This is a genomic window from Companilactobacillus musae (genome assembly GCF_003967595.1).
Lineage (GTDB): Bacteria > Bacillota > Bacilli > Lactobacillales > Lactobacillaceae > Companilactobacillus > Companilactobacillus musae.
The window spans coordinates 65,936-86,721 of record NZ_BIFW01000004.1; the positions used below are offsets into that span (position 1 = coordinate 65,936).

At 34.3% G+C, this 20,786-nt stretch carries 23 protein-coding genes; 5 read left to right on the plus strand and 18 right to left on the minus strand.

All coding sequences use genetic code 11. The features are described from left to right. Positions 1–2: 2 nt before the first annotated feature. Positions 3–845 carry an SDR family NAD(P)-dependent oxidoreductase gene (locus LAB100_RS06820; protein ID WP_119326448.1) on the plus strand — a complete coding sequence of 281 codons (843 nt, stop codon included), beginning with the start codon at positions 3–5 and terminating at the stop codon, positions 843–845. A gap of 92 nt (positions 846–937) precedes the next feature. Here LAB100_RS06820 and LAB100_RS06825 read toward each other — a convergent pair whose 3' ends face one another. The 3 genes from LAB100_RS06825 to LAB100_RS06835 form a co-directional block, all read right to left on the minus strand. Then, positions 938–1,495, minus strand: coding sequence for a sugar O-acetyltransferase (locus LAB100_RS06825; RefSeq protein WP_119326449.1), 558 nt, complete (start codon positions 1,493–1,495; stop codon positions 938–940). Positions 1,496–1,551: 56 nt separating this feature from the next. Next, the gene (locus LAB100_RS06830; protein WP_119326450.1) at positions 1,552–2,247 is read right to left on the minus strand and encodes a hypothetical protein; all 696 of its coding nucleotides are present in this window, start codon (positions 2,245–2,247) and stop codon (positions 1,552–1,554) included. 455 nt (positions 2,248–2,702) lie between these two features. Continuing rightward, complete coding sequence (locus LAB100_RS06835; protein ID WP_119326451.1) at positions 2,703–3,893, minus strand: NADH-dependent flavin oxidoreductase; 1,191 nt, start codon at positions 3,891–3,893, stop codon at positions 2,703–2,705. Between the two features lie 172 nt (positions 3,894–4,065). Between LAB100_RS06835 and LAB100_RS06840 the strand changes: the two genes are divergently transcribed. Then, a complete protein-coding gene (locus LAB100_RS06840; RefSeq protein ID WP_119326452.1) occupies positions 4,066–4,377 on the plus strand; it encodes a DMT family transporter in 312 nt (103 codons plus the stop codon). A gap of 138 nt (positions 4,378–4,515) precedes the next feature. On the opposite strand, the gene LAB100_RS06845 is transcribed toward LAB100_RS06840, so the two are convergent. Both LAB100_RS06845 and LAB100_RS06850 read right to left on the minus strand, forming a co-directional pair. Beyond that, entirely contained in the window at positions 4,516–5,562 is a 1,047-nt protein-coding gene (locus tag LAB100_RS06845) for a WxLIP family cell surface protein (RefSeq protein WP_119326453.1), read from the minus strand. A gap of 65 nt (positions 5,563–5,627) precedes the next feature. Continuing rightward, entirely contained in the window at positions 5,628–6,236 is a 609-nt protein-coding gene (locus LAB100_RS06850; protein ID WP_162894208.1) for a WxL domain-containing protein, read from the minus strand. 249 nt (positions 6,237–6,485) lie between these two features. On the opposite strand from LAB100_RS06850, the gene LAB100_RS06855 reads away from it, so the two are divergent. Beyond that, positions 6,486–7,259, plus strand: coding sequence for an NUDIX hydrolase (locus tag LAB100_RS06855; protein WP_119326455.1), 774 nt, complete (start codon positions 6,486–6,488; stop codon positions 7,257–7,259). Between the two features lie 107 nt (positions 7,260–7,366). Then, positions 7,367–8,548, plus strand: a complete 1,182-nt coding sequence (locus LAB100_RS06860; protein WP_119326588.1) for an MFS transporter — start codon at positions 7,367–7,369, stop codon at positions 8,546–8,548. An 89-nt stretch (positions 8,549–8,637) separates the two neighbouring features. Here the strand turns inward: LAB100_RS06860 and LAB100_RS06865 are convergent, their stop codons facing one another. The 8 genes from LAB100_RS06865 to LAB100_RS06900 form a co-directional block, all read right to left on the minus strand. Beyond that, entirely contained in the window at positions 8,638–9,351 is a 714-nt protein-coding gene (locus tag LAB100_RS06865; RefSeq protein WP_119326456.1) for a B3/B4 domain-containing protein, read from the minus strand. A 1-nt stretch (position 9,352) separates the two neighbouring features. After that, positions 9,353–9,874: a GNAT family N-acetyltransferase gene (locus LAB100_RS06870; protein ID WP_119326457.1), complete on the minus strand. Its 522-nt coding sequence runs from the start codon at positions 9,872–9,874 to the stop codon at positions 9,353–9,355. Next, positions 9,875–10,327 carry a MarR family winged helix-turn-helix transcriptional regulator gene (locus tag LAB100_RS06875; RefSeq protein WP_119326458.1) on the minus strand — a complete coding sequence of 151 codons (453 nt, stop codon included), beginning with the start codon at positions 10,325–10,327 and terminating at the stop codon, positions 9,875–9,877. A 123-nt stretch (positions 10,328–10,450) separates the two neighbouring features. Further along, positions 10,451–10,726 (minus strand): hypothetical protein, encoded by a 276-nt coding sequence (locus LAB100_RS06880; protein ID WP_119326459.1) that lies wholly within the window; start codon positions 10,724–10,726, stop codon positions 10,451–10,453. A gap of 131 nt (positions 10,727–10,857) precedes the next feature. Then, positions 10,858–11,532: a DUF6198 family protein gene (locus LAB100_RS06885; protein ID WP_119326460.1), complete on the minus strand. Its 675-nt coding sequence runs from the start codon at positions 11,530–11,532 to the stop codon at positions 10,858–10,860. 98 nt (positions 11,533–11,630) lie between these two features. Continuing rightward, entirely contained in the window at positions 11,631–12,491 is an 861-nt protein-coding gene (locus LAB100_RS06890; protein WP_119326461.1) for an NmrA family NAD(P)-binding protein, read from the minus strand. A 194-nt stretch (positions 12,492–12,685) separates the two neighbouring features. Further along, on the minus strand, positions 12,686–12,865 hold the full coding sequence (locus tag LAB100_RS06895) for a hypothetical protein (RefSeq protein ID WP_119326462.1): 180 nt from the start codon (positions 12,863–12,865) through the stop codon (positions 12,686–12,688). After that, on the minus strand, positions 12,866–13,558 hold the full coding sequence (locus LAB100_RS06900; protein WP_119326463.1) for an NAD(P)H-dependent oxidoreductase: 693 nt from the start codon (positions 13,556–13,558) through the stop codon (positions 12,866–12,868). A gap of 573 nt (positions 13,559–14,131) precedes the next feature. Here LAB100_RS06900 and LAB100_RS06905 point away from each other — a divergent pair. Then, a complete protein-coding gene (locus LAB100_RS06905; RefSeq protein ID WP_119326464.1) occupies positions 14,132–14,566 on the plus strand; it encodes an ACT domain-containing protein in 435 nt (144 codons plus the stop codon). Positions 14,567–14,879: 313 nt separating this feature from the next. Here LAB100_RS06905 and LAB100_RS06910 read toward each other — a convergent pair whose 3' ends face one another. From LAB100_RS06910 to LAB100_RS06930, 5 genes are all read right to left on the minus strand, one after another. Then, positions 14,880–15,725, minus strand: a complete 846-nt coding sequence (locus LAB100_RS06910) for an alpha/beta fold hydrolase (protein WP_119326465.1) — start codon at positions 15,723–15,725, stop codon at positions 14,880–14,882. A 278-nt stretch (positions 15,726–16,003) separates the two neighbouring features. Further along, a complete protein-coding gene (locus LAB100_RS06915; RefSeq protein WP_119326466.1) occupies positions 16,004–17,431 on the minus strand; it encodes a C69 family dipeptidase in 1,428 nt (475 codons plus the stop codon). A gap of 141 nt (positions 17,432–17,572) precedes the next feature. Further along, positions 17,573–18,244, minus strand: coding sequence for a DPBB and LysM peptidoglycan-binding domain-containing protein (locus tag LAB100_RS06920; protein ID WP_119326467.1), 672 nt, complete (start codon positions 18,242–18,244; stop codon positions 17,573–17,575). Positions 18,245–18,592: 348 nt separating this feature from the next. Further along, complete coding sequence (gntK, locus tag LAB100_RS06925) at positions 18,593–20,128, minus strand: gluconokinase (RefSeq protein ID WP_119326468.1); 1,536 nt, start codon at positions 20,126–20,128, stop codon at positions 18,593–18,595. A gap of 88 nt (positions 20,129–20,216) precedes the next feature. Beyond that, a complete protein-coding gene (locus LAB100_RS06930; protein WP_119326469.1) occupies positions 20,217–20,750 on the minus strand; it encodes a GNAT family N-acetyltransferase in 534 nt (177 codons plus the stop codon). Positions 20,751–20,786: the final 36 nt, after the last annotated feature.

Here is a 20,786-nt window from a genome sequence, read left to right on the forward strand (position 1 = left end):
CTATGAATAAAAAAACTTGGCTTGTTACTGGTACATCTACCGGTTTTGGAAAATCGTTGGCCACTTATTTGGCTCAACAGGAGAATGTTAATCTTGTTGCCACAGCTAGAAATATTCAAAAACTATCATATTTAGATCAATTCGATCACGGTCAAATTGAAAAATTAACTCTCGATGTAACAAATGAAAATGACATCAACAATGCTGTTAACAATGCAAAAGTAAAATTCGATACAATTGATGTTTTAGTTAACAATGCCGGAATAGGTTACTTTGGAACCTTTGAAGAAAGTAATATCGCCGATGCTAGATATATGTTTGAAGTTAATGTATGGGGATTAGTTAATATGAGCCGAGCAGTTCTAAAAATTATGCGTCCACAAAAATCAGGTACAATCGTAAACTTTTCATCCATCGGTGGTTTAGCATCGTTCCCAACCTTGTCATTCTATCATGGAACAAAATACGCTGTTGAGGGTATTAGTGAATCACTAGCTGAAGAGGTTAAAGATTTGAATATCAAAATTCTCTTAATTGAGCCAAGTGGATTCAGAACTGATTGGGCTGGTCGTTCATCAAAGAAGGCTTTACCATCCATTTCAGATTATCAACAATTTGCCGAATTTATCGAAGGCAATGAAAATGGAGCTCATCATGAGGCAGGAGATCCTGATAAAGCAGCACAAATTATTTACGACCAAGTAACCAATAATTCCGACTTGCCTTTAAGATTACCGCTAGGAAAATATTCATCTGATACAGCCATTCAAAAGTATCAGTCTTCATTAAAATCATTTAAAGAATTACATAAACTATCTATTTCAGCGGATACTCCAAAACAATAATACATATTTAATAATCATTTAAATCAATAAATATGATAAACGTAAAAAAGTTCCATTAATTTCTCAATATTGAAAGAAATTAATGGAACTTTTTATTTTCCTAGCTTCTTAATTACCTTAGCGGGAACACCACCAACCAAAGTATCATCAGGTACATCTTTAGTAATGACTGCCCCAGCAGCAATCACAACATTATTGCCAATCGTAACACCTGGCATAATTGAAACTTTACCGCCAATCCAAACATCATTACCGATTGTTACAGGAAAGCCCTTTGCCATATATTTGCGTCGACCTTGAGCTGTCATTGGATGATTGACCGTATAGATATCAACGTTTGGTCCAATCATAACATTATTACCAATATTTACTGGTGCAATATCTAGAATAGTTAAATTATAATTGCTCAAGAAATCATTACCAACATGAATATTCTTTCCATTGTCACAATTAAATCGACTTTGAACCGAAATATTTTTTCCGTATGAACCAAATATCTCTTTAATTTTAGCAGTTTGTTTCTCAGGTTCAGTAGCTGATATTTCATTAAATTCTTGGCACAACTTAGCAGCACGAGCCTTTCTTTGAGCTACTTCTTGATCCAAAAAATAATACCATTCACCATTATCTAATTTTTCAATTTCCTTCATTAATATCACCTCAACTAAAAAAACGATAACACTTAAACCCTAGTCCAAGTCAAAAATTATTCACTTTTTGTCAGACAACTGAGAATGAATATACCAATAATTACATAGAAAACTGTAAAAATTCCTAAAATCAAACTAAATAAATCGAAAATACACGGTACTGCATATAGCGCATAGATAAATTGAAATGGATTGATCATCGTCAAAATATAATTCCATGTTCCCGCTGGCCTTACCTGCAATAAAAATAATCCTGCTAAAAGAAAGATATTCACGATCATCACAAAAGTTACTTGTTTTATTTTAAGTAATAGCAACAAGGACATCATCGAGATACTAACAATAGTAGTCAAAAATGAAACCAAAAATCCGTATAAAAATGTATATGGAGAAACTGGTGTCACTAAAAAATGAGTTGCCAGATTAAAAAAAACAATCTCTGCTTGAATAATTAACAACTGTGTAAAAAATGCCGTCATCAAAACTGAAAACTTCGATTCAATCAAAGGTGACGGTCGTTTGAAAAAGCCACTATTTCTAATTTGAATCAAATTCATTAAAAAACCGTTTAGCACAGTCGTTACAACAATATAGGCCCAATAAATATACAAAACTTCATTACCGTGAAAATTAGGACCTTTGTTCAAAAAGGCCATGATTATTGGAATTCCCAACGTATAAAAAAAGACAATTTTTTCTTTAGCTGCCATTTGCAACTGGATTTTAAAAATAACCCAATCATTTCCAAACATCTAATTTCTCCCCTATAACAGTTAAACAATTACACATAAAATTAATATAAGTTAATATTGAAGTCAATTACAATTATGGTATAGGAAAAAACGCTTTTTAATTATAAAATAAAAAAATATTCTAATAACTATACAAAAGCTCTTTCTCAAATCTGGTTATAACAAAAAAGAACAGTGCCTATTAAGTATTCAAAGTAGTAAAGCTACCTGAAACTAATAGAAATTGTTCTTCTTTTTTGTATTTAACATTAAATCACTAAAACAATAGTCTGGAACAGCAAAACCGATGGGCTCAGCCGCGAAATTCTACTTAGTGAGGTACTCACTTAGTAGAAGGTCAGTATTTGAAACAATTCGCAGAATTGATTCAAATCTGTGCCCGCAGCGTTCCAGCCCAATCGGGTTTGTTGTGGAGGACGGCAAAAACAAACTTGAGATAGTATCTCTTTACTTCTCTATTTACCACCGCCAAAAATATGATCCAAAGTACTATTAAATTTCTTTCGATCATCAACAGTATGTGGCTCACTACTCAATTGTAATCCATTATGGAAAGCTGTAATTAGGAAGTCCCAGAATGTTCCGTACAAGCCTAATTCTTCATGGTCAGCAGGAGAAATTGTATAGCGAATGGCTTTTTCATCCCCAGCAATAACTTTTTGAACCCAATGTGGTTCACGAAGACTTTCACGACCAATAGCCGCAAAATCAATACCTTCATCTAATACTTTTTCAGCATCAGCAGGTGTTTGAATATCACCAACACCAATCAATGGCAAATCACCAAGATGTTGTTTGATAGTCAAATTCAACGGAACCGTAACTGACTTGTCATTAAGTGACTTTCTCCAAACATCTCCCATTGAAACGTGAAGGTAGTCAATTGGTTTTTCCTTCAAAGCATCTATCAACTTCAATGTATCATCGAATCTAATACCTGGTTCTTCAATTTCCTCAGGTGAAATTCGATACCCCATTAAAAATGGCTTATCAGCGTATTTATCAATTGCTGATTGAACTTCATCAACAACTGCTAATGGGAAAGTCATTCTCTTTTCAACTGATCCACCCCACTTGTCACTTCTACGATTTGAATGTGGTGAGAAGAACTGTTGAATCAAATATGTGTTAGCCCCGTGAATTTCTACTCCATCAAATCCGGCTAAAATAGCACGTTTAGTAGCTTGACCAAAATCCTTGATTGTTTGTTCAACTTCAGTTTCAGATAACTCACGAGGTGTTTCTGAATTATTCCGAGTAGCTTTAACAGCACTAGCACTGACTGGTTGTTGCCCTCTTAAAATGGCAGTTGAAGACATTCTACCAGCACTAAAAATTTGTAAAATAGCTTTAGTTCCATCTTTATGCATAGCTTCAGCTAATTTACTCAAACTAGGAATAAATTTATCATCAGCAACACTAAGTTCACCCTCAAAGCCTTTACCTAGTGAATTGACATTAGCTGTGGCAGTAATAAACATACCAGCACCACCACTATGCATATGATAATAACGTAATTCATCGGCTGTTACCTCACCGTTTGAAAAACTCATTTCCTCAGTCATTGGTGGAATAACAATTCGATTTTTTACTGTAATACCTTTTTTAGCAAAAGTATATGGTTTCAAAAATTTATAATCTGTCATTGTAGTACCCTCTCTTTCCTTGTTCAGGTTATCACAATGATTATATTTGTAAATCATTTTAACTTTCTTTTATTGCCAAAAAGAATTTTTTTCATTTTAAGAAATAATTGGTGTATTTTTGAGAAAAATCAGGTATGATATTGAAAGAAAATTTTTAGCCGAGGAAAAGCCTATGAATTACTTACTACTATTAGTATCAATCGGTTTTGAAGTCTTAGGAACTTCACTTTTGAAAAAGACAGATGGTTTCACCAATCTCTTACCAACAATCGGTACATTGTTATCATATTTTATCTGTCTATTCGTTTTATCACACGTCTTGAAGAGATTGCCCTTAAGCCTTACTTACGCTACATGGGGTAGCGTTGGATTGATACTTGTTACTATTGCAGGAATTGTTTTCTACCACGAATCAATTTCAATAGCTTCAATTGCTGGACTTGTTTTAGTTGTTTCTGGCACTGTTTTAATTAATGTTTTTTAGATCATAAAGAATTAATATATTTATTTACTAATATTCAAATAGCACCTATTTTCTGCATAAAGAATCCCTGTATAATGGTCCTCTTTAAAGGTCATTACACAGGGATTCTTTTATTGAATAATATTCTTTTTAATCTATTTACTTCTTATTCTTTCTGTAAGCAAAAATTACACTACCGGCAATGATCACTAGAATAGCAATTCCTCCAAGAATGATCCAAATATCCTTAGAACGATTTGGAGTTGTCTTGTTGATCTTAGCAATTTGTTTATTAGTTACTGTGAAATTACGCTTTAGCTTCCAAGCGTTCTGCCCATTATTTGCTTTTACATTCAAATACATTGTATAAGTTCCAGGTTTTAGACGCTTATTTTTGCTAGGTCCTGTAACAGTGTTGACATTAACTGGATAATCAAAATCACTATCAGGTGCCATAGATAGATTCTTTTTACTTGAACTTAAAAGTACTTTACTACTACTATTCTTGGGTGTTACTTTAGCAGATACCGCAACTTTCTTTTCGAGAGTTGGAACATCATTATCCATTTCCGCATCAACTGAAACTTGACCGTTATTATTGGTTTCAAAAGCTTTAACTAATTTCAAATCTGGTTTAACGGCATCAGTATTTTGTTGAAGTTGTAGTCCTAAAACATAATTATATTCATTTCTAATCGTAACTCCTTTAGGTAATTTACCAGTATTTTGAGCTTGACCATTTTCATGTACTAAAATACCACCAAGCAATTCGCCAGAGAATTTTCCATCTGGAGCAGTAATTTGAATTGAAACTTCTTTGGAATTATTAGCACTAACGTCTACTTCTTTAGGATAACTAACTAGTTTTTCAATATTATATTTGAGATCTTTATTAGCTAATTTGCCATGATCATTATAATCAATAACCCCATTGGTATCAGTTTCAGCACGATTTACAGAAACTTTGTAAGTGTGGTCAATATTGTCATTATTATTAATTTTGAATTTAATTGTTTCTTTTTGACCAGGTGTGACTTTCAAATCATAATAACCAATACTTTTGTCAATCTGATTATCGGCTGGAATGCTGGATACACTGTAATTAACAGGTGATTGTGTTGCTGCATTGACCGTTTTTTGATTAAAAGTAAACGTTAAAAGTAAGCTTCCAAAAACCGTTAAGAGAATCATCAGATACTTTTTCACAATACTACCTCCCGAAAAAAAAGAGGCGGCATATTAGCGTTTAATATACCCCTCCTTCAATTATTTTATGATGGTGCATTTGTCAAAGTCCAAGATAGCGTTGATGTATATGATCCACCAATATTACCAGCTGGGACTGAGAGTAAAGCATCGCCATTGTTATATTTAGCTGTAAATGAACCAACACCTTGTCCAGCGGCCGCATTCAAAACGATTGCAGGAGCGCTAGTGATTGGTGTTTTGGCTGTAAAGGTTGGCAAAGTTGAAACGTTATCAGCATCATCAGCTGCAACAGGTGTCGTTTCAGTATCATCCATAGTTAAAGCTGCACCCTTCAAGGTTGCTCCACCAGTTGTTCCAGTCGTAAATGGTGTACCTGATACTGTCACTGACCAACCTGTAGCTTCACCAGGGTTAGCAACTTGCAAACCACTGCTAAAACTACTTGAAATATAATTAGTATCATCAGCGCTTGAATTTACGGTACCAAATTCAATACTTGGTGCTGACTTGATTGCAATCGTACCAGGTGTGATCGTGGTCGTTGCCGTAGCTGGTGTCGTTGTTGGCGTTGTGGTCGTATCAGCCTTTGCAACTAATCCACTGGCTCCAATTGAGCCAAGTCCTAAAAATGCTGCGCCTATTAATAAACTGTTCTTTAATAATCTTTTCATAATATTCCCCTCCATATCCGATATATTTATCGATATGAACTGGGACCAGTCTTTTTAAGATAGCCTTTAGTCTAGGGTCCCATAGGGAATGACACTTTCATGCCATCTTTTAGAGGAGATTTCCTAATCTCCAAACATAGTTATAAATCCATTCGAACCATTAGACAAATATAAAGGGCAAATATTGCTGTAACTGTACAGAAAGTAAATTATAATAGAACCAACGATAATTGGAGGGTGTCTTTTAGCATGGATGAGTTAAAGAAAACTAACAATTTTATTATCAACGTTATTAATATTATTTGGAGTTTCGATTCTACCAATAAGAAAGTTATGATTCTTTTAGTCAAAAATTCCTTGGGAATCAATGCTGACAAATGGGGATTGCCGACAACTATTTTACGTCCCGATGAAAATGCTGAAGAAGCATCATTACGTTTGATCCGTGAAAAAATTGGAATTAACCTACCCGATTTTTATACTGAGCAATTGGCAACTTTCAGTAATATTCATCGTTCTCCAAACCATCGAGAAATTGCTTTAACTTATATGACTTACCTACCTCACATGACCGAATTAAAGGCCGGCTATGGAGCTAAAGATGCAGAATGGTTTACAGTTGAATATTTGCCCGAACAATATCTTTTACAATATCATGACTTAAATTTCAAAACTTTATCGATTAAAATATCGGAAAGTGAATTTTATAACAATATTCAAGATTACTATACTGACAAGGATTTGGCTGCCGATCATGCTCTTATTCTCAAATTGGCTTTCCAAAGAATTACTAATCGACTTGATTACTTACCAACGATTTTACTAATCTTAGGTGATAGTTTTACCCTAAAACAAGCTCGTGAAGTCTATGCTACTTTTTGGAAAGAACCTGCTACAAGCATTGATAACTCTAACTTCCGAAAGACTCATTCACATCTTTTTACAGAAGTTGGAATCGAGCATGGTAAAAGCGGCCGTCCTGCCAAACTCTACAAACTTAGTGGAATACTTGACCCCCAATAAGACTAATGCTAGTCTTATTTTTATTCTATTAAAGGTAATTTTTACCTTTAATAAAATTCTTTATATATTTTATAAATAATTGGAGGTAAGTTTTGAACTCAAAAGAAATGGAATTCTCAGACAAAAGTGGTCTGAAATTGCTAATGGTTATTGGTACTGCCTGGTTATTTGACGCTGCCGACGTTGCTTTGCTGTCTTTCATAATGCCATTGCTCAAAAAAGAAATGACACTAACAGATGCTCAAGTTGGATTGGTCAGCTCTATTACTACTGTCGGTATGATTTTTGGTGCCATTCTATTCGGTTATCTTGCTGATAAATTTGGTAAAAAAAATATTATCATCATTACGTTATTATTATTCTCAATCAGTAACTTAGCTTTAGCTTTGACTACTAATCTATCTCAATTCCTATTAGTTCGTTTTATTACAGGTATTGGTCTAGGTGGAGAATTGCCAGTAGCAACGACAATTATTGCCGATTCTTTCTCAGGTCATCGTCGTTCTAAAATGCTTATTCTAGTTGATAGTTTTTGGGCTATTGGTTGGATCTTGGCATCATTATTAGCATTTTTATTCATGCCTGTCTACGGTTGGCGTCCTACCGTTATTATCACTTCTGTTATGGCACTTTATACTTTGGTTATTCGTCGCCACTTGCCGGAACAGACCAACGTTAAAAATGAAAAACTGAATTTAAAAATTGCTTTAAGTGAAATTTGGTCACCTAAATACCGTCGAGCTACCTTATGTTTAAGTATTCTTTGGTTCATTATTATGTTTACTTACTATGGAATGTTCCTTTGGTTGCCTAGTGTTTTGATCAAACGTGGCTTTTCAGTTGTTCACAGTTTTGGTTACACACTATTAATGAGTTTTGCACAACTACCTGGTTACTTTTTTGCCGCTTATTTAATGGGTAAAATAAGCCGCAAAAAAGTATTAGCAATTTATTTAGTCGGAACAATTATCGGTGCATTCATGTTTGGAACTGCTCAATCTGTATGGGTCGTAGTTTTGAGCAGTTGTATCCTTTCATTCTTTACTTTAGGTGCTTGGGGAATCATGATTGCTTTAACTCCAACGCAATATCCACTTGAAACTCGTGGTGTTGGAATTGGCTTTACTCAATCAATAGGACGAATTGGTGCCACTGTTGGACCATACTTGATTGGATTCTCATTGGGCTCAGGACTAAGCGTTACTACTGTTTTCTTTTACTTCGTTATAGCTCTAATTATCGGAATCATCGTACTTGTCTTTGGAATGGTCGATCGTGATCAAAAGTAATTTCTAAATAATTTAATTTATGGATAAAAAAGGTCCCCATGCGACAACCATTTTTGGTTATTGCATGAGGACCTTTTACTATTCGGAAATTATAGTTCAGCTGTTTCTCTATGATCACTTGTTAAATGTTCAATCTTACCCGTTACTTTAAAGTAATCTTCTGTCAAAGTCTTTAACTCTTCAATTGCTTCAGTAGCTCGCTTAGCTTGCTCAGCATTAATTGCTTCAATAACTAAGACTGAATCAGTAGTGTCCTCTGTCAACATTGTTCTTTGAGCTTCACGCCAGTTTAAGCATCGACAAATTGCACCAGAATTATCATAATAAATAATTTCTCCAGGTAAAGCTGGTGAATCTTCGGTTGCTCCAAGTGGCTTAAAACCTTCGCCACCCTTAGCTTCACCCAAGTGCATATCACCGTCAAAAGCATTCATGTTTTCACCACCGCAAGGTACACCATACTTCAATGAGATACTGTTATAAATATCTACCAAAGGTATAATTGGTGAAAACTTGTGTCCTTGGTTGGCCCGTTTCAAAAGAGCCTCAATTGAACAACGAGCACCCTTTTTTGTCTTAAATTCTCTAAAGGCCTGACGCCATTGGTCAATAACTTCATTCTCTCTAAAAGTTTCATTTGTCAAAAATTTCTCTGATTCTTTAGTTGCATCATCCAATAATTTAGCAAAATATGGATCATCTTTTTCATCCACATGATTATCAATACCATGGATTGTTAAAGTACTTATTTGTGCTTCTGGGAAAAGTTCCCAAAACTTATCATCTACTACTACTTTTGTCATATTATTTCCTCAATTCTTTTTTTAAAATATAATCTGTTTGTGACGATCCACCCATTACAAATCTATGTTCACTAAATCTTGTAAAGCCCATATATTTATAAAACTCTTGTGCTGGAAAATTACTTTCCCAAACTCCAAGCCATATTCGTTTACGATGTAATTCTTTAGCTCGGCTTATCGCCAGTTTAAGTAATATTTTACCTAAACCTTGTCGTTTAAATTGCTTACGAACATAAATTCTCTGGATCTCTAAAAAATCATCTGGCATTTTTTCACTTTGAGCATCTAAGATATTGATTTTTAAATAACCTGCCAATATCCCATCAACGTATAAAAAATAAAATTCTGAATTAACATTATTCATTTCTTGACTTAAAGTTGCTAAGTCATAAGCTTTATCCAAATATGCATTCAAATTTTCAATCGTATTATAATCACCAAAGGTATCAGTAAAAGTCTCCCGACTAAGCTTTTGTAAAACTTCAAGATCTTCAGTCGTACATCTTCTTATCTTAGTTACCATTTAATATATCCGCTTATTACCTTTCTTCACATACTCCCAATTTTCGGAAATATTGTCCTCTACACGTTCCAACAATTCAAAAATTTGCTTTCTTTCAGTTGGGGACAATCCCTCCAAGGCAATTTCATTTGAATAATGTTCTTCACGATCAAGAATCGGATAAGTTTGCTTTCCCTTTTCAGTGACATAAAGCTTTTTTTCTTTTTTATTATCTTCAGATTGTTTTCTAACTATAAAATCATTATTTTCTAATTTTTTTATTGCCCGAGCTGCCGTAGTGCGATCTACTTTGATCATTTCAGCAACTTTTTCCTGAATAATTCCTGGATGCTCATAGATTCGAGCTAAATAAATATATTGACCCTTTGTTAAATCATATTGTTTAAATTCAATATTACTAATCGAATCCAACGATCGGGCAATTACTCCAATCGATCTCAAAATATCTGCCACAACTTTGCCTCTCTTTCAAACAAGATATATCGTATAACTATTTTGTTGCAATTACAACAAAATTAATAAAATAAAAAAGTAGCAATCTTAATGAAATTGCTACCAATTATTATTATTCAGTTTTTAGTTGATGGCATAGCCAACATTATGTGCAAATTGATCAATCTGTTCAATGTATTCGTCACCGTTATCAAGTTTGGCTAAAGTATCTTGAACTTTGCGATCATCACGTAATCTACCAAACAGATATTGGAATGAATAGTTCTTATTCAACAAATTATATGTCTTTAGAACAAAATCCTTAGAATAATCCTCTTTATCCAAGTCCTTTGCATTATTAATATCGGTATACAGCTCCGATAAAATTCTCTTTGCTTCTGTATTGTCATTTAATTTCATCAATACGCACCACCTAATTAATTATTAAAGCTCATACTCGAAATAAGCAAATGTAAGCGTTTACTATATTCCGTATTTCTATTATACGACTAATAAGTTTAAATTTCACTTAAATGCCAAATATCGTTTAATTAATTATTTTGTGTTTTGAAATTATGTTTCAACGCTGGCCAAATCCACTTATCTGCTGTTGCAATCAGAATACCATTAAAGATAAATGAGAAAACAGTTCCAATATTAACCGAGTAGACATTGTGGATAGTAATACCAGATATAATAATTATTATAATTGGTGGGATAAAATCAATAATCTGTGCAGCCGTCGAATTTCCTTTTAAATACAAGAAACGCAAAATATTCGTCGTATCATCATTAGGATGCATAACAATATTAGCTCTCTGATAAAGTGAAATAGCTACGCAGAAGAACACTACCCCCAAACAAGATAAAATTGTTCTAATAACTATTGGTAAACTAGGTACTCCTACCATATTTAGCAAATTAGTAAAGACATTTACAAAATAGCTAAAAAACATTACATACAAAATTTCTCCAATTAATCTCTTGCCATCGAATCTTTTTATCAAAAATTGATTAATTATGGCATTCATTACCCCAATAATAAATAACAATAATCCGGTGTTCCAACCGAACCACTTATTCATATTAACAGCCGAAGCAGTCCACAAACCACTACCCATATTAGCTGAAATACATAAGCCATTTCCAAAAGCATTTAATACCAATCCCGAAACCAAACCGATTATTCTTGCTTGAATTGAATTTTTAATACTATCACTCCTCATCACATATGGTAAATATGGTACAACAAATACACCCCTAAAAACAAAAAAATCTCAGCATTCAACCATTATGTTTGGTTACACACTGAAATTTTTAATATTTATTCTTGATAGTTTTTTACAAGAAACTCTTTTAATGGCATGGCCGAATGTCCCATAATTTTTTGATAATCATTACTTATAACGTTCAACAAACCACGGCCACCAGCATCATACATTGAAGATAGCATATGTCCTTCGTTACCTTCATTATAGATCTGAGCAAATTCATCCAAACTAACTGGTTGATAGCCAATTTCTGATCCTGCTACCTCAGATAAAACTTCTGCCAATTGTGGCATCGTATAGTTTTGATCTTGAGTTAAGGTATAAATTTTACCATTTTTCAAAAGTTCTTTCGTGGCAGCAACTTTGGCAAAAGCTTTTGAACTATCTTCCAAACTTATAAAACTCAAAGCTTGATCTTTCATTGGGTAGATAACATTTTTACGCTCAATCAACTCTGGTAAATATGGTACCAATGGATCAGCGTAAAGGGCATTTTTAACAATTGTATAAGGAATACCTGAGGAAGCTAATCTTCTTGGTAGATAACCATAAAATGCTGACAAATCAAACGGATTGTTTTCTTGATCAGCAATGAATCCCATTGCCAAAATATGTCCAACTTGTGCTTTTTGAGCAGCCTTAATAACATTTTCTAATTCTGATACTCGACTAAAACTATCATGACTTTTACTTGGAATATAAATCAAAACATCTTTATTTTGAAAAGCAGTGATTAAAGTATCTTCATTTAAAAAATCAATTGCTTCAACATTTGCCCCAGCGTCAACAATGTGTTGAGCTTTACTAATCGTATGAACCCCAGCAGTTACATCTGAACTGGGTACCAATTTAATTAATTCATCAAAAATATGTTTGCCCAAATGTCCCGTGGCACCTGTTATTAAATACTTCATAGTTAATTACCTCCTGATTGCAAACTACATGTTACTTTAAAAATCACAGATAGTCAAACAATTAATCTTTAATAACCACAATTAAAAAAAAAACAGTACCCATTAAGCACTCAGGGTTGTAAAATACCCCAAACTAATGGACACCATTCTTCTTTATTATATAAGATAGAAACTAAATTACAGCACAAAACATACTACCATTGTTCATGATTCCAAAGACGACCATCGACTTCGCCTTTTAATTGTTCTAAACGTTTATTTTGCTCATTGACGACTTTATTCATGGCCACTAAAAAAGCTCTATTTTCATAAGCTTTTTGTTTATCAGATAAAGTTTCGATTTGTTTACTGAGCCATAGACCTGTATCATCCATTTACTCATCCTCCCCTTGCTTTATCAAACTAATAGTACTCTTCAACTGATCAATATCTTCTTTTTGCTGAATAAAGGTATTTAAGATTGTTTCGCATTCTGTACAAGTTGTTTCATCAAAATTTTTAAAACGGTCAGCAAATTCTTGTTCAAACCATTCTTGACGATGAGCCAAAGTATCAGGATATTCTTGTGTCAAAAAGCGTTGATAATCAATCAATAATTGCATTTGTTCTTGATCATTCAAATATTGAAATTGAGCAATTGTGAATGTAGGCAATATCTTCATTTTAGCCCGATCAGCAATCGCAAAATATGGTGCCATTATCTCATCAATCGTGATATTTTCGCTACCACCACGCTGAAATTCTTTTAAAGGCATTCCTGTACTGACAACAATTCCAAATTCTTTATCTCCTAAATTATCATCGCCATCACCATAAACAAAATTACGAGTTAAAACCTTATCTTCCCAGTTTTTCAAACCTGCCGGAGCAGCATACCAATAAAGTGGGAATTGAAAAATTATTCGATCATTCGCCATTAAAAGTGCTTGTTCTTTTTCGACATCAATTTCTTCTAATTCTTCAACATGATGCCATGTAACATCTTGCAATTTTGCACCCTGCAACAAAAACTGTTGCGTTTGAGAATTATTTATTTCCGGATGTGAAACCACTACTAAAGTCTTCAAAATTAACATCTCCAGTCACTAATAGAATAGCAAAAAACACCGAATCTTTAAACCAAACAAAACTACACAATGATATAATTTAAAAGATACTAGTTTTATTTAAGATTCTTTCTTCAATTTAGTAAGGGTTAACTCATAAATGCCGTCGTCCATGAAATCTCTGTGGACCGCTGGAACGTGGTGGGCACAACTTGGAGCCCCTTGGCCTGCCAAGTGTCTTCAAGATTGACCTTGTTCTAAACTTGCTACGCAAGCTAAGAACAATTTTACCACTGAGGGTCCACAGAGATTTCATTCCCGACTAGAGATTATTTTTACTTAAAGTTATACCCCTAAAATTTTAAGCATAAAAAATATAATAATAAATTAGTCCGGAATAACAAAAGCGATGGGCTCAGTAGTGAAATTCTACTTAGCTCGCAACGCGAGGTTAGTAGAAGGCCGAGATTTGAAACAATTGTGATTTTCAATTGGTTCAAATTCGTGCCCACTACGTTCCAGCCCAATCGCTTTTGTTATGGAGGACGGCACTCTTAACCAAACTCAAGAAAGAACCCATTAAGGAGATAAATAATGGAAAAATATTATATTGTCGATAGCTCTATTCTTCCTGAATCTTTCGATCGTGTCATCAAAGCCCGAAACTTGCTACAAACTAAAAAGGTCCACAATGTCAGTGAAGCTGTTAAAGAAGTCGGCATTAGTCGAGGAACTTATTATAAATATAAAGATTTGGTTTTCTTGCCTGATGAAGAAATGAACGATCGTAAAGCTGTTATTTCTATGATGCTACATCATCAACAAGGAATTCTTTCCAAGGTTTTGGTCGACATTTCCGAATCAAATGCCAGTATTCTAACAATCAACCAAAACATCCCTATTCACAATATTGCAACTGTTGTAATCTCCCTAGATATCGGTCATCTTAATGGAACTATTGACGACTTATTAGACAAACTGAGATTGTCTGATTCCGTCGATAATGTCCGTCTTATCTCTATTGAATAGTAAACCCAAAAGGCTCTCGAATCATCTAATTTGATTCGAGAGCCTTATTTATTTTCTAAAACTTTATTTTGGCCAAGCAATATACATTGCCAACAAAACATTAAATGCTCCTACTAAATAAAATATCTTCGCAGCAATTTGACTTTTGAGATGACCTCCAGATATTAAAAGGAAAAGTCCTAGAACAAAAACTAATGCCATTAACAAGAAATTCATTACGTCACCTATTTTTTTCGATTTAATATTTTACTCAATGTTACTTTAAAGAAAAAATGTGACGAAATAATGAACTTGCTATGTAAATTCGATAAATTTATTTACGGATCCACAAAAAATGTTCCATATCATGCAAAACTTTGGGATTACGGCGCGTTAAAGCACTGTGTTCTGCCATTGGTCCAGTGAACAATCTGGCATGATAAGTTTGATGAGGGCCTCGAAAAACTTTTCGTAAAGATTTTGCTGATGAAACTGGCACTGCTTTATCAAAATGATCTTCCGGACTTAATTGTCCCATAATATTTAGTTCTCTCACATGTAATTGCCTAATATTAGAATCAGGAGCTATATATGTTCTAAAATCTTTTCGCAATTGATTAGAATAACGCCAATCGTTACGGCGATAAATATCATGATTCAAGACTTGCATTGGGGCGGCAATATTAACCAAAGAATCAATTTGTGGCTGTCCAGACTTCTTACTGTAAGTTTCTAAATAATACATGATGGCGTTATTACCCCAAGAATGAGCTACTGCATTAAAACGAGTTACACCGTATTTTCGATGCAAAACCTTCAATATCGAATCAATCCACATTGCTGTATGATGGTAATCTGATTCATGATTATTTAAAAATAGTACTTGGATTTCTGGATTCTTAGCTTTTTTAGGCCAAATTCCATAAGTCCTAACCTTACCCTGTGGCGATACTGTAACCGTCAAAGTTCTAGTTGCATATCCATCAGCCTGCGATTGATCAATCAAATAATCCATTGAATGAACTGTACCACCAAATCCATGAAAAAAGAGTGTAGGCATTTGTCGTTTCTGATCTGACTGCACAGTACTAGCCGAAACTTCCTTTTCAACCACCGGACCAGCTATTAAAATAACTGAAATTGCTAAAAGAATTTTAATTAATAAACTAATTTTTTTCATAAAATTCACCAAATTTGATTTATTACCAAATTTTAAAGCAATTATTTTGTTAGTCAACTTTTCAATATCAAATTACAAAAATGAGAGCGGAACAAAACACGTTTAGCTTCCGAGCATTAATATAAATAAGGTTGGTAATTCGATTTTGAGTTACCAACCTTATTTGAATTAAGCGGAAGAAGCTGTGTTCTTGTTCCGCGTTTATGCTGCAATGTTGGGGAAAAAACTAGTTATGTCCCGATCTCATTTTAATTTATCTCCAAGAATAATGACATAAACTACAAATTCTGACCTTTTTCCCAAGTAGTCTTGGATAGCATAAGTCCCTTTTTGACAATATCGTTAAAGAGTTGGTGAGTTCTATTAGAAACTTCACCGGCCGTCTTCAAATTACTCTCGGTCAAGAACTCTGAAACATCACTTGTAAAGCCATCAATTACTTCATCAGTTATTTCCAAACGTTGACGTGCATACGATTGACAGCCTTCAAGATAGGCATGGATCATATCAGAATATTCGTGATAATGTGGTTCAATCATAACTGACAAGGTCTTTTCTAGCCAGTACACATTGTCTACTGAAACTTCATTAGTTGTATTCTTATAATCTTCAGGTGTATCAGTAATATTAGTGTAGAAAGGTACATATGGACTATAAGCAAAGAATCCTAACGATAGCCATTGAACTGCTGCATGATTTTCATCAACATCATTTCTAATTTGTAAAATTGAAGAAGCTTGGTTACGATCCATAGCAATGGAACGGAATTGACGTTGCTCTTTTTCATTACCGGAAGCAAAAGTACCAAATGGATCATACTTAGTTCCATTGTAATGTGAGGATAAGAAAGCCTCTACATCTTCAATGGCAATTTTTTTAGCAGGTTTTCTAATCATAGGCATATCTTGTGCTGTTGGGATTTGTTCAATTTCTGGGTTGAACATTTTTTGACCATACCATGTTCTAGGTGTGTTGTAATAGGCATCAGCTTCACTTTGAGTTCCAAAAATTTCACGGAAATTAAAGTGACCTGGTTGTGGATTCAAATGATGTTTTTCAACAAATTCTACTAAATCAGTGGCGACTAAGAAATTATCAGTATCATTAACATCAACCTCTTGCATCACCGTCTGATTAGGTACAATCGCATAAGTATCTTCTGGCAAACGCATTGCAGCCCAGTGGTGACCGCCAGCTGTTTCCAAAAGCCAAATCTCATCTTTATCATTGAAGGCAATACTATTACACTCGCCAGTACCATATTTTTCTAATAAAGCGCCTAAACGAATTGCACCTTCCTTAGCTGTTTTTACGTAAGGTAAAACTAAAGTCAACATTGCCTCTTCATCAACACCATCGTGAACTAAAGGATCATATCCTAAAACACGAGCATTAGTAGCAGTCGTTTCTGTCGAACTCATTCCCACATTATATTCATTAATACCAGCTTCTTCATACTTACCATCGCTTTGGTCAGCTTGTGGTGTAGCGGTGTAACGGAATGCATGTTCAGGCAATGGAACTTTAACACCTGTAGTCACTGATACGTAAGATGCATTCTTTTGATCTTTAGCCTCATGTGCTACAAATTTGATCGGATTAATTGGGCCATAGCCATCTTCATTACGAGCGACAATGGTAGAACCATCCATACTAGCGGCTTTCCCGACTAGGATTTCAGTACAATCGGAACTTAGATTTTTCATTTTTCGTTCCCCCTCTTTGATATCCAGTATAGAATTAAAATTTGATTTAAACTAGTAGTTTTATTAGAAATTTTATAATTTTTATCAACAAAAAAAGACTTGAAATTAATCAAGTCCTCTCTAAATTGACAAATATTTATATTAAAGTACTTCAACAGATGCTGTTGTAACACCGTATGAAGGAATTTGGTTATTTGGCATAGCAACGTCTAATTGGTTAGGGTTACTGTATGCAAATGTACCTGTATCATTAACTGTTCTGATCAATACTGTACCATCAGAAAGTGTGATTTTAAGTGTTGTACCCTTAGGGAATACTGAAAGGTTGGCAGCAACTCCACCGTAACCCATGTTTGAACCTAGAACAGCTGGATCATAGAAAGAAATCTTAAATGTTCCTTGTGATGTACCAGTTGCAGTTGTTGATTGTGTTTGTGCAGCACTTTGTGTTGTAGCTTGTGTTTGTTCTTGTGCAGGTGCTTGATAACTTGTATCTTCAGCGGCTGCTTGTGTTGTAGCATCTGTTGTTGATTCTTGTGTAGTTGTATCAGTTTGTGTTGTTGTAACACCTGGTAATGAAACTGTTTCACCAGGGAAAATCAAGTCAAATCCGCCAACTTCACGGCCGTTTGCTTGTTCAAGTTCAGCGACTGTTACGCCGGCATTAGCAGCGATACTCTTGTATGTGTCCCCTGCTTCAACTTGAACATGGTTACTGTCGAGTTGTACTGCAGCCTGAGCAGTTTGTGATGTTGCTGCAAGTGCTGTTAAAGCTGTTGTACTTACTAAAGCGATAGATAAAACTTTTTTCATGAATATATTACATCCTTATATTTAAAATTGTTTAGCCCTCATTTGCTATGTTGCATATACTAACAGGTATTTATTACACAACAACGTCTGTAAAGTTACAAAAAAGCCCTTTTCTGTAATTTTAGTAATACAATTGAAACAAACAAGTGTTCTATCGTTGGTGCATCAACATTCCTATTTTTATAAAAATGTGAATAAAACAGCAATTATTCTGAAAGTTTTTGATTATTTTATTAGTGATTGAGTTACAAAAAGATTAAAAAAAGCAATTCAAACATTGATATATCAGTGTTTAAACTGCTTTTTTCTTATAAATAATAATTAGAAACAAATTTTCAAAATGATAATTTAATTACCGTGTCTTTTCTGAAATTCGGCAATTTCTTTATATTCTGGTTCTAATATCTCAGATAAGCGAATCCAAATTGGTAATAATTCACGATAAACTTCAAAATTCTTTGGATTTGGTTCATGGACATCAGTTACACCAATCATCCCTTTAACTGCGGACAGATCATTTATATAACCTAAGGCATACATTCCTAAAACAGCGGCTCCTAAACAAGAACTTTCAAAACTTTCGGGAATTGTAACTTCCTGTTCAAAGATATCTGCCAACATTTGACGCCATAACGATGATCTAGCAAAACCACCAGTTGCTTGAATACTCTTTGGTTTACCAGTAATTTTTTCAATCGTTAGCATAACAACGTATAAGTTATAAACAATTCCTTCCAATGCGGCTCTAACCATATGCGCACGGGTATGTTTACGAGTTAAGCCAAAGAATGACCCTCTAGCATAAGCATCCCAAATTGGCGCCCTTTCACCACCTAAATATGGATGAAATAGTAGTCCATCTGATCCAGCAGGAATTTTTTCGGCTATCTGTGTCAAGATATCATAAGTTGAAACTTGCATCTGTTCAGCAGTGATTCTTTCAGGAGCAAATAACTGATCCTTGACCCAACGAAAAACAATTCCACCATTATTAACTGGACCACCAACAACCCACTTATCCTTAGTTAAGGCATAACAAAACAACTTACCCTCTGGATCAACAACTGGTTTATCAACCACAACACGAACAGCACCACTAGTTCCAATTGTTACAGCAACAACTCCCGGATCAATGGCATTAACCCCCAAATTTGATAAAACACCATCACTTGCTCCAAAAACAAATGGTGTTGTTTTAGAAATTCCCAATAAATCTCCATAACGTTTGTTGATACCGGTAATAACAGCCGTTGGTTCAACTAATTCTGGTAACTGTTCTTGGGTGATCTGTAACAAATCTAAAGCTTGTTGATCCCAGTCTAAATCAAGAATATTAAACATTCCTGTTGCTGAAGCAATTGAATATTCCATCTTATAAACACCAAACAGACGGAAAAAGACATAAGTTTTCAAATCAATAAACTTCTTAGTTTGTTTAAATAATTCCGATTTTTCATGTCGAAGCCAAAGTATCTTGGATAAAGGTGCCATTGGATGAATTGGTGTTCCAGTTTTTGCATAAATTTGAGCGCCGACACCATTATTCTTTAATTCCTCGCTATATTTAGCGGCTCGATTATCTGCCCAGGTTATCGCTCTAGTTAATGGTTGATCATTTTGATCCATCAAAATCAAACTATGCATAGCAGAAGAAAAAGAAATCCCCTTTATCTCCTGTGGCTTTACCTTACCTTTTCTAATTACTTGTCCCATAACTTCAACGACAGCGTCCAAAATATCGTCAGGATCCTCTTCTGCCATATCAGGAACATCTTGATACAATTGATAGCCGCTATTAGCATAAGCCATTACTTTACCCTTCATATCATAAAGGACACTCTTAGTACTAGTTGTTCCAATATCGACACCAATCATATAATCCATCATTCAAAACTCCTTTTATATAAGTAGAAACTTTTCTAATTGTAAGCAGAGATTCAAAAATTGTCTACCTTCCACCTAGTAATGGGAGCTATTTTTCCAACCACTCTGAACGTAAAATACCATATTTAAGTGAATCATAGTATTCTCCTTCATAAAATCTAACCTGTCGAATTCTTGCTTCTTGTTTTAAACCAATCTTAGTTGCCAAATGCATCATTCGTGGGTTCCCCGACCAAGTCGTCAAACCCAAATGAGGCAAATCATAAAGTTTAAAGAGATAATCAATGAATAAGTTCAAAGCTTGCCTACCAATATGCTTGTCCCACATATTCTGAGGATAAATTGTAATACCCATGTCGATCCATTTCTTCAATGGTCCATCCTCAAAATTTGCTCCAACAGAACCAACTATTTGATCATCATTTATTATCAATAAGTGATTTTGATTATTAATCCAATATTTATAAGCTAGTGTATTAACAAATTCATCCTTACTAGGTAGATCATCATGAAAGTATGGTCCATTTAATTTAGTCCAAGCGGCTTGAGAATCACTAAAAGCAATTTCCCAAAATTCTTCGACCTCTTCTGGTTTCAACTGTCTAATTTCGACTTTTCCCATCTTTACATCTCCAAATAAAAAAAGATTTGCCACTTA

Coding starts and splice junctions, on each gene's coding strand:
- LAB100_RS06910 (WP_119326465.1), bottom strand. CDS start 15,725: ATGAAAAAAATTAGTTTATTAATTAAAATTCTTTTAGCAATTTCAGTT.
- LAB100_RS06840 (WP_119326452.1), top strand. CDS start 4,066: ATGAATTACTTACTACTATTAGTATCAATCGGTTTTGAAGTCTTAGGA.
- LAB100_RS06895 (WP_119326462.1), bottom strand. CDS start 12,865: ATGGATGATACAGGTCTATGGCTCAGTAAACAAATCGAAACTTTATCT.
- LAB100_RS06920 (WP_119326467.1), bottom strand. CDS start 18,244: ATGAAAAAAGTTTTATCTATCGCTTTAGTAAGTACAACAGCTTTAACA.
- LAB100_RS06905 (WP_119326464.1), top strand. CDS start 14,132: ATGGAAAAATATTATATTGTCGATAGCTCTATTCTTCCTGAATCTTTC.
- LAB100_RS06930 (WP_119326469.1), bottom strand. CDS start 20,750: ATGGGAAAAGTCGAAATTAGACAGTTGAAACCAGAAGAGGTCGAAGAA.
- LAB100_RS06860 (WP_119326588.1), top strand. CDS start 7,367: ATGGAATTCTCAGACAAAAGTGGTCTGAAATTGCTAATGGTTATTGGT.
- LAB100_RS06865 (WP_119326456.1), bottom strand. CDS start 9,351: ATGACAAAAGTAGTAGTAGATGATAAGTTTTGGGAACTTTTCCCAGAA.
- LAB100_RS06825 (WP_119326449.1), bottom strand. CDS start 1,495: ATGAAGGAAATTGAAAAATTAGATAATGGTGAATGGTATTATTTTTTG.
- LAB100_RS06855 (WP_119326455.1), top strand. CDS start 6,486: ATGGATGAGTTAAAGAAAACTAACAATTTTATTATCAACGTTATTAAT.
- LAB100_RS06835 (WP_119326451.1), bottom strand. CDS start 3,893: ATGACAGATTATAAATTTTTGAAACCATATACTTTTGCTAAAAAAGGT.
- LAB100_RS06915 (WP_119326466.1), bottom strand. CDS start 17,431: ATGAAAAATCTAAGTTCCGATTGTACTGAAATCCTAGTCGGGAAAGCC.
- LAB100_RS06830 (WP_119326450.1), bottom strand. CDS start 2,247: ATGTTTGGAAATGATTGGGTTATTTTTAAAATCCAGTTGCAAATGGCA.
- LAB100_RS06890 (WP_119326461.1), bottom strand. CDS start 12,491: ATGAAGTATTTAATAACAGGTGCCACGGGACATTTGGGCAAACATATT.
- LAB100_RS06885 (WP_119326460.1), bottom strand. CDS start 11,532: ATGAGGAGTGATAGTATTAAAAATTCAATTCAAGCAAGAATAATCGGT.
- LAB100_RS06870 (WP_119326457.1), bottom strand. CDS start 9,874: ATGGTAACTAAGATAAGAAGATGTACGACTGAAGATCTTGAAGTTTTA.
- LAB100_RS06820 (WP_119326448.1), top strand. CDS start 3: ATGAATAAAAAAACTTGGCTTGTTACTGGTACATCTACCGGTTTTGGA.
- LAB100_RS06850 (WP_162894208.1), bottom strand. CDS start 6,236: ATGAAAAGATTATTAAAGAACAGTTTATTAATAGGCGCAGCATTTTTA.
- gntK (WP_119326468.1), bottom strand. CDS start 20,128: ATGGATTATATGATTGGTGTCGATATTGGAACAACTAGTACTAAGAGT.
- LAB100_RS06880 (WP_119326459.1), bottom strand. CDS start 10,726: ATGAAATTAAATGACAATACAGAAGCAAAGAGAATTTTATCGGAGCTG.